Genomic DNA, 11429 nt, shown 5'->3' on the forward strand with positions numbered 1-11429 from the left:
GAGGGGCTTGCAGGCAGGGCTGTCTCCGCCAACTCGCGGTAGCGCGGCACCCCCTCTACCGCGAGCAGGCCCTGCATCACCTTCCGAGCGCCTGCGGTGTCTCCTGCCTGCCGGAGCCGAAGCACCTCGGACCGCGCAGCCCTCATGCGCATGGAGCCGCTTCGGATTCGCCCTCGCTCATCGACGTGGACGTCTAGTAGGCGCACGCGCGGTTGTTGCACCACCCTTGCGTCGTGCCGCAGACGCAATCCGAGTCGTCGATGCAGCGGGTGGACGGGCACGTCGGACCGCCACCTCCGCCGCCGCCTCCGCCCGAGATCTCGTAGGAGCAGGCGTTGCGCGTACACGTCACGGACAGCGCGTTGGGACACGCGTTCTAGCAATCGTCCTCGGAGGAGCACCGCACGGAGATGCACAGCAGGCCCGCGGCCTCCTCGGGCGTGGGCTCGGAGGTCAGGGCCTCGGAGGACTCGGTGGAGGCGCACACGGCTCGCGTCGCCAGTTCCATGGCTGGCGCGGACGGCTCCGCGAAGGACGCGGTGGCCGCGAAGGACAGCAGGACGGCGACACTCCAGGACAGGCTTCGGCGAGACGACATGGCGGCGGGCACTTTCTCCCAGTAAGGCCATGCGGCGCTGCATGGGGATTCCTGGGAGGGCCATTTTAACACGTCTGTCATGACTGACGCTGGCGCCGCCGGACGTGCCCCGGGCAAGGAGTTCGCCGGTCGGAATGGCACCCCGCCTGGAGTCGATTGCCGCGTGCGCGGAGTCCTCCCACCGTTCCTGGGAGACCGTGGGCCCGGGGGGACGTCATGCGTGCGCAATTCCTGTTCATCCTCATCCCGGCCTTGATCGCGCCGGGCACGTACGCCGGGGCGCGGGACCCCCGCCCGCAGGATGCTGGCGCGGCCTCACATGGGGCGCATGGCAAGCCTTCCGCGCTGTCGAGCCTGACGTCGCTCGCCCAGGGCGCGGTGCTCTTCGACGACCTGGGGAACTTCCAGCGGAAGGTGACGACCCGCTCGCCCGAAGCGCAGGCCTTCTTCGACCAGGGGATGCGGCTCACGTATGCCTTCAACCACGACGAGGCCGCGCGCTCGTTCGCCCGCGCCGCGCAGTTGGACCCCTCCTGCGCCAGTTGCTTCTGGGGCGTCGCCCTGGTGCTCGGGCCCAACTACAACGTGCCCATGCTGCCGGACCGGGCCGCGACCGCGTGGACGGCCCTTCAGAAGGCGCAGGCGCTCGCCCCCACGGCGACCCCCACGGAGCAGGCGCTCATCGGCGCGCTGTCCCAGCGCTACGGAGGACCGGAGCCCCGCACGCCCGAGGAGATGAAGCCCTTCTCCCAGGCCTACGCCAACGCCATGCGCGACGTGGCGAAGCGCTTCCCGGAGGACAATGACGTACAGGTGCTCTTCGCCGAGTCCCTGATGGACCTCAACCCGTGGAAGCTGTGGACGCTGGAGGGCAAGCCGGCGCCGGGGACGGGAGAGATTGTCTCGCGGCTGGAGTCGGTGCTCGCGCGCGCGCCGGACCACCCGGGCGCCAATCACTATTACATCCACGCCGTCGAGGCCTCGGAGCACCCCGAGCGCGCGTTGCCCTCCGCGGACCGGCTGCCAGGGCTGATGCCCGGCGCGGGCCACGTCGTCCACATGCCGGCGCACATCTACCAGCGGGTGGGCCGGTACGCGGACGCCTCGGAGAGCAACCGCCGCGCGGTCCAGGCGGACAACGCCTACCTGCGTCAGGTGGAGCCCATCGGCTACTACCCGATGTATCTGGCCCACAACTGGGGCTTCCTGTCGTTCTCCGCCTCCATGGAGGGGCGCGCGGGCGAGTCCATCCGCGCCGCGCGCGAGTCCGCGAACGCCCTGCCGCCGGAGATGCTGACGGAGATGCCGGGCATGGACTTCTTCGCCTCCGAGCCCCTGCTCGCGATGGTGCGCTTCGGGCGCTACGACGCGCTGCTCAAGGAGCCTCGGCCGGACCCGAAGTACCCGGTGCTCACGGGGCTGTGGCTGCACGCGCACGGGCTGGCGCTCGCGGCGAAGGGAGACTTCGACAGGGCCCGCGCGGAGCACGCGGAGCTGGTGAAGCTGGCCGCCAGCGTCCCCGACACGATGACCGCCGGAAACAACTCAGCGAAGGACGTGCTGGACGTGGCGGCCCGCGTGCTCGACGCCTCCATCGCCGAGCGCCAGGGCCGCGCCGACGCGCTGACCCGCTGGGAGGACGCGGTGCGCGCCGCGGATCAACTGGCCTACTCGGAGCCCAGCGACTGGTTCTACCCCGTGCGCCACTTCCAGGGCGCGGCGCTGCTGGACGCGAAGCAGTACAAGGCCGCGGAGGCCGTCTACCGGGAGGACCTGCGCCGCAACCCCGGCAACGGCTGGGCCCTCTTCGGGCTCGCCATGTCGTTGAAGGGGCAGGGACGCACGGCCGAGGCCAACGCCGTGCAGCAGCGCTTCAAGACGGCCTGGGCGGGCTCCGACTTCGCGCTCACCCGCACGGCCTTCTGACGTCAGCGCGCTCCGGCGCGGCGGAAGCCGTACACCCACGCGCCCGCGGCGACGAGCGCGGGCAGCACCACGGACACCGTGAGCGCGCCGAACACGGCGTCGTTCACGGGCTGCCCGATGAAGTCCACGCCGGACACGCGCAGCCACGCCTTCACGCAGGTGATGCCCCAGTTGGCCCAGTTGGCGGCGATGACCGCCCAGGCCAGCCGCCGCTGTCCCAGGGGGCCGTAGCGCAGCATGGGCAGCGTCCACGCGACGCCCAGGAGGAAGAACGTGCCCATGAGCGCGTTCAGGTGCGCGGCGAGCGCCATCCGCGGATCCGCTGGCACCTTGCCCGTCATCGCCGCGGAGACGTAGCCGCCGGTGAGCAGGCCCACCAGCATCAGCCACGCCGCCGCGTGGGCCATCAGCCGGGCGGCGGGCTGGACGAGCGGGACGACGGTGGACTCGGTGACGACGGCCTCGGACAGGGGACGGGCGGAAGCAGGGCGCATGGTGGGCGGAGCGCCATCCTCGCACCCGGCCGCGCGCGGACGCCAATCGCGGGGCCTGACTCCCAGCGTCAGAAGCGGGCCTGGAGCAGCACGTTGACGCCCACGGCGTTCGCGGGCTGGAGGACGGGCCTGGAGACCCCCGTCTCGTCATCCTCGAAGCGGGTCCGGTTCGGGTCGTGCGTGTAGGAGACCTCCGCCAGCACGCCAGCGATGGCCCCCAGGTCCCAGCGGGCCGTGGCCTTCACCGTCACCACCAGCCCCGGGTCCACGCCCTCGGGCAGGACGCCGAGGATGTTGGGCCCCTGGAACACGATGACGGTGTCGCCGAACAGCGGGTTCGCCGTTGCGTACCGCAGCGAGGCGGGGCGGGTGACGCGCACGAGCAGCCCGGGCGTCAGCCCCCAGTCCTGGAGGTGGTAGTCACTGCTCAGCGTGCCGGAGACCTCCGCGCGGGTCTCCGCGTCGCTCAGGAAGTCCTGGTACGGAGGAAACCCGGGCACGTCTGTCTGGATGAAGGAGAGCGTTCGGACGTAGGCCAGCGCGTGCGCGCGCCAGAAGCCCTGCTTCACCCGCGCCTCCAGGGCCCCCGCCCCCGCGGTCTGCGTGCTCCGTCGGGGAGCGTCCGCCTCTGGATCCACCAGCCCCTGGGACACGAGGCTGCCCTCCAGCGACACCGACGCGGCGAAGCCTCCCGGGTACGTCTCCGGCTGGAAGAAGCGCTCGAAGAAGGTCGGGTCGCCCTGGTACAGCGCCAGGTCGACGTTGTTCCCCACGGGGGCGCCGCGGTGCCAGACCGCGCCCAGCGAGGCCCCCTTCACGGGGACGTGCAGCTCGACGCCCCGGATCGCGACGCCGGGGATCTGCCCCCGGTTGAGCACGGTGCCCTTCGCGGCCAGCCGCAGCTCGGGCGTGACGTCCAGGAAGCCGCCCGCGAGCAAGGCGTAGCGGCGCGAGGACTCCAGCCGCAGGTCATCGGCGACGTTGGCGGACTTGAGCGCCACGAAGGCGTCCCAGCGCATCCGGGACAAGCGCAGCTCCAGCGCGGACTCGTTCCCCGCGCGGCGGGGGAAGGCCTGGCGCTCCCAGGTGACCGGCCACGTGAAGCCCATGTGGAGCCGCGACGTGTTCACCGGGTGCACCGCCACGGCGAGTCCCTCTCCGGACTCCCAGCCCGAGGGCCGGTAGCGCAGCCGCACGTTGCTGCCGAAGTCCTGCAAGGTGATGCCCTGGGTGCCCGGCGTGCTCAGGAAGAGCGACAGCGTGGCCTCCGCGCGCAGGCCCGACGCGAGCTCCGGCGTATGGCCTTCCAGCGCCGCGTGGAAGGCCGTGCCCGAGCCCTCCGCGTCGATGTTCTCGTCGACCCCCTGGAAGGACAGCCGCGCGTCGAAGGGCGGTTCGGTGACGGCGGGAGCGGGGGCCTGTCCCAGACAGAGCAGCAGGGGAAGCGTCAGGAGTGGAGATGCCATGGGGGCGCGCGTCTAGCACGTCTCAGGGCGCGGTGTCGGGGACGGCGTCGATGCGGCTGTGACGCCGGGTGTCTGGCATCACCGTGTAGACGAGCAGCGAGCAGAAGATGCACGCCGTGACGTACCAGAAGAACCACGCCTCGTACCCGGCCAGCTTCAGGCGCGTGCCCACGTACTCCGCGGTGCCGCCGAAGAGGGACACCGTCAGCGCGTAGGGCAGCCCCACGCCCAGGGCGCGGATGCGCGCGGGGAACAGCTCCGCCTTCACCACCGCGTTGATGGACGTGTAGCCGGAGAGGATGACCAGCGCGGCCATCACCAGCATGAACGCGGTGAAGGCGTCCCGCGTCCGCGTCAGCGCCGTGAGCAGCGGCACCGTGAACAGCGTCCCCAGGATGCCGAACCCCATCAGCACCGGCCGGCGCCCCACCTTGTCCGAGACGAAGCCGAGCACCGGCTGGAGGAACATGTAGAGGAACAGCGAGCCCGCGGAGATGAGCGTGGCCTCGTCCCGCGTCAGCCCCACGGAGTTCACCAGGAACTTCTGCATGTAGACGGTGTATGTGTAGAAGGCCAGCGTGCCGCCCATCGTGAGCCCCACCACGACGGCGATCTCCTTCGGGTGGCGCAGCAGCTCCCGCATGGGGTGGTGCTCGGACTGCTTCGCGGCCTCGCGGGTGAAGGCCTCCGTCTCCACCATGTTGCGGCGCATGTAGAAGCCGAAGATGGCCAGCGCCGCGCCAATGCCAAACGGGATGCGCCAGCCCCAGGCCTCCAGTTGCGGGCCCGTCAACACCAGGCGCTGCAACACCAGCAGCGTCAGCGTGGCCAGGAGCTGCCCCAGGATGAGCGTGACGTACTGGAAGGAGCTGTAGAAGCCCCGGTGGCGGGAGGTGGCCACCTCGCTCAGGTAGGTGGCGCTGGTGCCGTACTCGCCGCCCAGGGAGAGGCCCTGGAGCAGCCGCGCGAGCATCAGCACCACGGGCGCCGCCACGCCGATGCGCGCGTACGTGGGGCACACGGCGATGACCAGCGAGCCCAGGCACATCAGCGTGACGGACAACGTCAGCGCGGACCGGCGGCCCCGGAGGTCCGCGTAGAGCCCCATCACCCAGCCGCCCACCGGCCGGATGAGGAAGCCCAGCGCGAACACCCCGGCGGTGTTGAGCTGCCGCACCAGCGGGTCCGCGTCCGGGAAGAACGCCTGCGCGAAGTACAGCGAGAACGCCGAGTAGACGTAGAAGTCGTACCACTCGATGAGGTTGCCCACCGAGCCGCCGAAGATGGAGAGCAGCCGCTGCCGCAAGGGGGACATCGGGCGCGGGGGCTCAGGCCTTCAACGTGCGGCCGAACAGGTCCTCGAGCCGCTTCCAGTGCGTCTCCGCGACCTCCGCGTTGAACGCGGGCGTGCCCGCCACCGAATAGCCGTGCTGCGCGCCGGGGTAGAGCTCCGAGCGGTACTTCACGCCCGCGTCCTTCAGCGCCGCCTCCAGCGTGCGGATGGCGTCCGCGGGCATGGAGTTGTCGTTGTCCGCGTGGCCGAAGTACAGCTCCGCCTTCACCTGGTTCACCCTGCGGTGGGGGCTGTCGGGCGAGTCCGTGGCCAGCCGGCCGCCATGGGACGACGCCACCGCGCCGATGCGGTCCGGGAAGTCCGCGCCCATGCGCACGGCGAGGCCGCCGCTGAAGCAGTAGCCGGCCACGCCCGCCTTCGGGCCCTTCACGAAGGGCTGCCGCGCGAGGAAGTCCAGCACCGCGCCCGCGTCCAGCTTCAGGCGCTCCGGCGTCAGCGCTCCGGCGAGGCCGAAGAAGCGCTTGCGGAACGCCTCGTCCGCGAACGAGCCCCGGGCGAGGTCCAGCTTCGAGGTGGGCCCCTCCCGGTAGAACACGTTGGGCAGCAGCACGACGTAGCCGGACTTCGACAGGCGCCGGGCCATGTCCTCGAAGACGGGGCGGATGCCAAAGGCATCCGGAATCATGATGACCGCCGGCCACGGCCCGGAGCCCTCCGGCCGGGCCCACTTCGCGTCCATCACTCCGTCCGCGGTCTTGATGTCGACGTCCTGCATGGCGTGGGTGACCTCCCGCGCGGGCGGTGCATGCGCCCGGCAGGAGGGTGACACCACACGCGCGGGCGGCGCGCCATCCGTTTCGTGACGGGCCCCCTCCTCCCCGCGCGAAACGGACACTGGCCTGGACTACTTGACGCAGTTGCTCCAGCCGCGCTTGCTGTTGCTGACCGTCATCTCCCAGTAGCGGGTGCCGCTGTTGTAGTCGATGGAGACGCCGTCGTTGTAATCGCTGGTGTTGAAGTTGCCGCCGATGCCGGACAGCAGGCAGGCCACGCCACCCGGGTCGTAGGCCAGGTTGTGCGTGAAGGTGCCGGGGTTGCCCGCGATCCACAGCCAGCCGCCCGCGTCCGTGGGGACGTCCACGCAGATGGCGCGAGCGCCGCCGGACGCGCCCAGGTTGCCGCCCAGGTACCAGTTGTACCCGTCATTCCAGACCCGGGCGTAGTCGGAGTTGGACGTGAAGCCGCCCGCGGCCTCCACCTGCGTGAGGAAGCAGCGGCGCGACGCGGTGACCGCGCCCAGCAGCTTCGCCGCCTGGCCGTCGTACCAGGCCATCTCCGGGGTGCGGTTGGTGGCGGTGTTGAGGCATTGGACGGCCGTGCTCAGCGCCTTGCTGTTGGACTGGTTGATGAAGATCTGCCAGTTGCCCGCGTACTGGAACACGCCCGCGCCCGCCCAACTGGTGCCCTTCAGGTTGCCCTGGATGCCGCGCAGGAAGCAGGTCCGGTTCGTCGCGGTCCCGATGGCCGTGGAGGTCAGGCCGTTGGCGGAGGTGCCCCACCAGTACGAGCCGCCCAGGGACACCGCCTGCTCGCTCGTCCCGAGCGCCGCGTCCTCCGGGGCCACGGGGGCGGCCGTCTCGGTGACGGCGTCGCCCGGCGCGGCCTCGCCCATCATGGCTTCGTCCATCATCGGGTCGCCGCCGCAGCCCGCCGCGAAGAGGCAAAGGGGCGCCGCCAGGAACAGCTTCCGCGCGAAGTGATTCGTGTGCATGTCGCTTCTCCGTCGTTTGGAAATGCCGTGGCGGGCCATGAGCAACGGGGATGCCAGCGCCGCGTCCCTGGAGCGCGTGTCGACACTGGGCGTGGGGAACGGCAAGCCTTGCGCGTCCACGCCGCGTGCGGGACGGCAAGGCTTGCACGGACGGCAAGCCTTGCACGAGGTGTCCTCCGCGCGCGGCTCCTGGCAGGATCGCGCGCGATCCAAAGGAGCGGGAGGGCAAGGTGGGCATGCATCGCGAAGGCGCGGCCGGGGTCCGGATGCTGGTGCTGCTGGCCGCGTTGGCCGGGGCCGGCGCGCGGGCGGAGGTGACGCGCGCGGAGTTCCTGGTGCCGTCGGAGGAGGGCATCGAGGTGTCCGTGCGCGAGGTGAAGGACACGGGCATGCAGGTGGCCAACCTGCCGCCGCTCATCCTCCTGCACGGCGCGCGGGTGCCGGGGCGGGCCTCATTCGATTTGCCCGTCGAGGGCGGCTCCCTGGCGGCGGAGCTCGCCCGTGCGGGGCACGCGGTGTACCTCATGGATGCGCGCGGCTATGGCGGCTCCACGCGGCCCCTGGCCATGAGCACGCCCGCGAGGGGGCGGCCCCTGGTGGGCTCGCACGAGGTCGTCCAGGACGTGCGCGCGGTGGTGGGCTGGGTGAAGGCGCGCACGGGGCAGCGCCGCGTGGGGTTGGTGGGCTGGGCTACGGGAGGGCACTGGGCGGGCATGTACGCCAGCCTCCATCCGGACGACGTCAGCCACCTGGTGATGCTCAACGCGCTCTACGCGGGCAGCGCGGAGCACAAGATGCTGGGGAAGGGCACGGACTTCGAGGACCCGAAGCGGCCGGGGCACTTCAACGCGGAGGGCATGGGCGCCTACCGGTGGAACACGGGCGCGTCGCTGATGGCCGTGTGGGACCGGCAGCTCCCCGAGGCGGAAGAGGAGCGGGTGAAGTGGAGGGACCCGGAGGTGGCGGCGTCGTTCCAGCGCGAGGCGGTCACGAGTGATCCGCTGGGGCCGTCACGCACGCCGTTCGCCTTCCGGGCGCCGTCCGGGGCGTTGGAGGACAGCTTCTACCTGGCCACGGGACGGCAGTTGTGGGACGGGGCGTCCATCACCGCGAAGGTGCTCATCCTGCGCGCGGAGAACGACTTCTGGAGCCGGCCGGAGGACGTCACGCGCCTCCAGGAGCACCTGAACCACGCGGCCAGCGTGAAGGCCGTGGTGCTCCCGGGCGCGACGCACTTCGTGCACCTGGAGCGGCCGGAGCGGGGCCGCCGGCTCCTCATGGACGAGCTGCTGCGCTTCACCGGCGCCCGCGTCACCCCCGCGCCGAAGCCCCCGAAGCCGGCCCCGCCGTGAGCCGCTAGACTGGTGGGGATGATTTCCATCCGGAGACTCGAACAGGCGACCCCCGGGGAGCTGGAGGCGCTGGCCGAACTGCTCATCGACTCCGTCGAAGGAGGCGCGTCGGTGGGCTTCCTGCCGCCGCTCTCGCGGGACGCGGCGGAGGGGTACTGGCGGGGCGTGCTCGCGGCGCTGGGGCCGGGGCTGCTGCTCTGGGTCGCGGAGGTGGACGGGCGCATCGACGGCACCGTGCAGCTCGCGCCGTCGCTGCGTCCCAACGGGCTGCACCGCGCGGAGGTGCAGAAGCTGCTCGTGCACTCGCGGGCCCGAGGCCAGGGGCTCGCGTCGCGGCTGCTCCAGGAGGTCGAGCAGTACGCCCGGGGCGCGGGGCGCACGCTGCTGGTGCTCGACACGCTGGCGGGCTCGAAGGCGGAGGCCGTCTACCGGCACTTCCAGTGGCAGCGCGCCGGAGAGATTCCCGATTGGGCGCGGCACACCGATGGTGAGCTGCACCCCACGGTCCTCTTCTTCAAGCGCCTTGTCCCCTGACGCTCGCGCACGCGTGGGGCAGGGCGCTGGAACGCGGCGCGCATGAAACCCACTCCTGGTGGCAGGTCTCCCCTGGACCCTCAAGGATGATAGGGATAGCGCGCCAGGACCTTCCCGTCTGGCGACACGGCATACAGCTCGTACCAATGCGCGGAAGGGTTGAATCCAGGTGCCGCCCAGCCGCACTTCTCGACACGCCGGTTGATCTCCACGAAATACAAATCGCCGTGTCGGGCGACAGAGACCTCCATGGCCTTGGCGGTATACGAGCAGTCCTTCGCATACTCCTTGGGAAAACTCGCCAGCAGCCGCTGCAAGGCCGCATGCGCGGCGACAATCGCCGGGCCGTCCAACGTCGCCAGGGGCCGCAGGTCGTCAGGCCACTCGATTCCCTCCGCGATGAGGGGGACGCGGGGTTTGGTACCACCGTCGCCATTTGCTTCGCTGGAGGCCGTGGGTCTGCCCCCATCCCTTGGCGCGGTGCTGGAGGCAGGTGGCGGCATGCCTGCATCCAGCAGGAGCGTCATGATCAGGAGGTGGTGTGGGAGTTTCATCATGGGCACATGCTCCAGGGAGCTTCTACCACTTCAGCTCGGGTGAGCAGCGAGGCAGCAACATGCGGGGGCTGCGCATGCCGGAAGCCTCTTGCGGATGACACTTCGCTTGGAACTCCCAACGTGCGGAGCCCTCATTCCATTGGAAGACGTCTCCCGCCGGGTTCCACTTGTAGAAGCGGGGCTCGTCCTTGTGTCCCGTGGCGAGCCAGGCCCATGCGGGGATCAACCGGTTCCTGGAGTCACGCGCCAGCAGTCCATCCGGGCTCGCGGCATAGGACACCATCGTCCACAGTCCGTCCGCCATCCTCATCGCGGGGAACTGACCGAGGTCGTCACTGCTCATCCGCGTCGCGCACGGGTGGTTGTGGGCAAAGCCGATGACAGGCATGCCTCGGCCAAACGACTCATCGTCAACGCCACCGAATGGCGGCTGACATGAGCTGCGCTCTTTCAGCAGGTTGCGGATGGGCCATGAGACACGCCAGTCCTGCGGTGTCTTGTAGAGGGCGACGCAGTACTCCGCCGCATCCGGGCGAGGACCGCCAGTGTTCGGGTCGCAGGCGTCCGAAGCGCCTGGCAATGCCATCAGTGCTCTGAGTGTGGGCAGCACCAGGTCATCCGGGACCGTGTCCGTGTCCGCGATGACGCTTGGAATGTCCTGATGCGGCCACGGCCCGGGAGCTACCGCGAGGTCGACCCGCCCTTCCAGGATGGGGAGTTCGGAGCGCAGGTAGTAGAGGCGGGGGCCCGCGCATCCCAGGACCAGCACGAACATGAAGGCGCAGGTCCGCCGTTTATCAGTGCGCATTCCCAAAACACTCCTTGGATGATCTGTCGGGACCTGGGCTCAATCCGCCCGGAGCACGACCGCGGGGGGAACGTGCGCGACCCTTCGCGCGGGCATCAGCGCCGCGAGGAACGCCACCGCGCCGAGCACCGCCACCACCAGGCCATATGTGAGCGGATCCGTGGGGCCAACGCCGTTGAGCAGGTGGGACAGGGCGCGGCTGGCACCCCACGCGAGCCCCAACCCCAACACCAGCCCCACCGCCGTCAGCCGCAGGTAGTGGCTCAACACCATGCCCATCAACTGGCCCGCCCTCGCTCCCAATGCCATGCGGATGCCCAGCTCCCGCGTGCGCTGCACCACCGCGTAGGCCACCACCCCGTAGAGCCCCACCGCCGCCAGCACCAGCGCCACCCCCGCGAAGACGCTCGCCAAGAGGAGGTAGAAGCGCAGCGGCGCCACCGTTTCATCCACCACCGACGCCAACGGCCGCACGCTGCCCACCGCGCGGCTCGCGTCGAGCCCCCGGACCTCCGTCCGCACCGCCCTCGCCAGCGAGAGAGGTTCTCCCGTCGTGCGGACCACCAGCGTCATGTCCGTGCTCCGCGCCTGCTCATAAGGCACGTACACCTCCCGTCGCGGCTTCAGCG

12 protein-coding genes and 1 pseudogene are annotated in these 11429 nt (G+C 70.6%); 3 read left to right on the plus strand and 10 right to left on the minus strand.

Annotation, left to right across the window (positions count from 1 at the left end; translation table 11 throughout):
- Positions 1–26 precede the first annotated feature (26 nt).
- Positions 27–416, minus strand: a pseudogene (locus K8556_RS19685) (DUF2379 family protein); the annotation flags it as partial.
- Positions 377–598: a hypothetical protein gene (locus K8556_RS19690; RefSeq protein ID WP_223741611.1), complete on the minus strand. Its 222-nt coding sequence runs from the start codon at positions 596–598 to the stop codon at positions 377–379. The gene K8556_RS19690 and the pseudogene K8556_RS19685, both read right to left, overlap by 40 nt.
- A gap of 216 nt (positions 599–814) precedes the next feature.
- Here K8556_RS19690 and K8556_RS19695 point away from each other — a divergent pair, with 216 nt between their 5' ends.
- Positions 815–2524, plus strand: a complete 1710-nt coding sequence (locus K8556_RS19695) for a hypothetical protein (RefSeq protein ID WP_223741612.1) — start codon at positions 815–817, stop codon at positions 2522–2524.
- Between the two features lie 2 nt (positions 2525–2526).
- Here the strand turns inward: K8556_RS19695 and K8556_RS19700 are convergent, their stop codons facing one another.
- From K8556_RS19700 to K8556_RS19720, 5 genes are all read right to left on the minus strand, one after another.
- Positions 2527–3018 carry a hypothetical protein gene (locus K8556_RS19700; RefSeq protein ID WP_223741613.1) on the minus strand — a complete coding sequence of 164 codons (492 nt, stop codon included), beginning with the start codon at positions 3016–3018 and terminating at the stop codon, positions 2527–2529.
- Between the two features lie 68 nt (positions 3019–3086).
- Positions 3087–4484, minus strand: a complete 1398-nt coding sequence (locus K8556_RS19705) for a hypothetical protein (protein WP_223741614.1) — start codon at positions 4482–4484, stop codon at positions 3087–3089.
- Between the two features lie 22 nt (positions 4485–4506).
- Positions 4507–5799 carry an MFS transporter gene (locus K8556_RS19710; protein WP_223741615.1) on the minus strand — a complete coding sequence of 431 codons (1293 nt, stop codon included), beginning with the start codon at positions 5797–5799 and terminating at the stop codon, positions 4507–4509.
- Positions 5800–5812: 13 nt separating this feature from the next.
- Entirely contained in the window at positions 5813–6553 is a 741-nt protein-coding gene (locus K8556_RS19715) for a dienelactone hydrolase family protein (protein WP_223741616.1), read from the minus strand.
- 129 nt (positions 6554–6682) lie between these two features.
- Positions 6683–7549: a hypothetical protein gene (locus tag K8556_RS19720; RefSeq protein WP_223741617.1), complete on the minus strand. Its 867-nt coding sequence runs from the start codon at positions 7547–7549 to the stop codon at positions 6683–6685.
- Positions 7550–7785: 236 nt separating this feature from the next.
- Here K8556_RS19720 and K8556_RS19725 point away from each other — a divergent pair, with 236 nt between their 5' ends.
- Together K8556_RS19725 and K8556_RS19730 are read left to right on the plus strand one after the other, a co-directional pair.
- Positions 7786–8901 (plus strand): alpha/beta fold hydrolase, encoded by a 1116-nt coding sequence (locus K8556_RS19725; RefSeq protein ID WP_223741618.1) that lies wholly within the window; start codon positions 7786–7788, stop codon positions 8899–8901.
- An 18-nt stretch (positions 8902–8919) separates the two neighbouring features.
- A complete protein-coding gene (locus K8556_RS19730; protein ID WP_223741619.1) occupies positions 8920–9435 on the plus strand; it encodes a GNAT family N-acetyltransferase in 516 nt (171 codons plus the stop codon).
- A gap of 80 nt (positions 9436–9515) precedes the next feature.
- On the opposite strand, the gene K8556_RS19735 is transcribed toward K8556_RS19730, so the two are convergent.
- From K8556_RS19735 to K8556_RS39505, 3 genes are read right to left on the minus strand one after another with little or no spacing between them, the layout of a single operon-like run.
- The gene (locus tag K8556_RS19735; protein ID WP_223741620.1) at positions 9516–9992 is read right to left on the minus strand and encodes a hypothetical protein; all 477 of its coding nucleotides are present in this window, start codon (positions 9990–9992) and stop codon (positions 9516–9518) included.
- A 22-nt stretch (positions 9993–10014) separates the two neighbouring features.
- On the minus strand, positions 10015–10800 hold the full coding sequence (locus K8556_RS19740) for a hypothetical protein (RefSeq protein WP_223741621.1): 786 nt from the start codon (positions 10798–10800) through the stop codon (positions 10015–10017).
- 39 nt (positions 10801–10839) lie between these two features.
- On the minus strand, positions 10840–11403 hold the full coding sequence (locus K8556_RS39505) for an FtsX-like permease family protein (RefSeq protein ID WP_370639946.1): 564 nt from the start codon (positions 11401–11403) through the stop codon (positions 10840–10842).
- Positions 11404–11429 lie beyond the last annotated feature (26 nt).

Source organism: Corallococcus sp. AS-1-12, from assembly GCF_020036995.1.
In the GTDB taxonomy this organism is placed as follows: domain Bacteria; phylum Myxococcota; class Myxococcia; order Myxococcales; family Myxococcaceae; genus Corallococcus.

What these genes read in the sequence shown, in the direction of transcription:
- K8556_RS19690 (WP_223741611.1), bottom strand. Translation starts at nt 598, where the DNA reads ATGTCGTCTCGCCGAAGCCTGTCCTGGAGTGTCGCCGTCCTGCTGTCC.
- K8556_RS19695 (WP_223741612.1), top strand. Translation starts at nt 815, where the DNA reads ATGCGTGCGCAATTCCTGTTCATCCTCATCCCGGCCTTGATCGCGCCG.
- K8556_RS19700 (WP_223741613.1), bottom strand. Translation starts at nt 3,018, where the DNA reads ATGCGCCCTGCTTCCGCCCGTCCCCTGTCCGAGGCCGTCGTCACCGAG.
- K8556_RS19705 (WP_223741614.1), bottom strand. Translation starts at nt 4,484, where the DNA reads ATGGCATCTCCACTCCTGACGCTTCCCCTGCTGCTCTGTCTGGGACAG.
- K8556_RS19710 (WP_223741615.1), bottom strand. Translation starts at nt 5,799, where the DNA reads ATGTCCCCCTTGCGGCAGCGGCTGCTCTCCATCTTCGGCGGCTCGGTG.
- K8556_RS19715 (WP_223741616.1), bottom strand. Translation starts at nt 6,553, where the DNA reads ATGCAGGACGTCGACATCAAGACCGCGGACGGAGTGATGGACGCGAAG.
- K8556_RS19720 (WP_223741617.1), bottom strand. Translation starts at nt 7,549, where the DNA reads ATGCACACGAATCACTTCGCGCGGAAGCTGTTCCTGGCGGCGCCCCTT.
- K8556_RS19725 (WP_223741618.1), top strand. Translation starts at nt 7,786, where the DNA reads ATGCATCGCGAAGGCGCGGCCGGGGTCCGGATGCTGGTGCTGCTGGCC.
- K8556_RS19730 (WP_223741619.1), top strand. Translation starts at nt 8,920, where the DNA reads ATGATTTCCATCCGGAGACTCGAACAGGCGACCCCCGGGGAGCTGGAG.
- K8556_RS19735 (WP_223741620.1), bottom strand. Translation starts at nt 9,992, where the DNA reads ATGATGAAACTCCCACACCACCTCCTGATCATGACGCTCCTGCTGGAT.
- K8556_RS19740 (WP_223741621.1), bottom strand. Translation starts at nt 10,800, where the DNA reads ATGCGCACTGATAAACGGCGGACCTGCGCCTTCATGTTCGTGCTGGTC.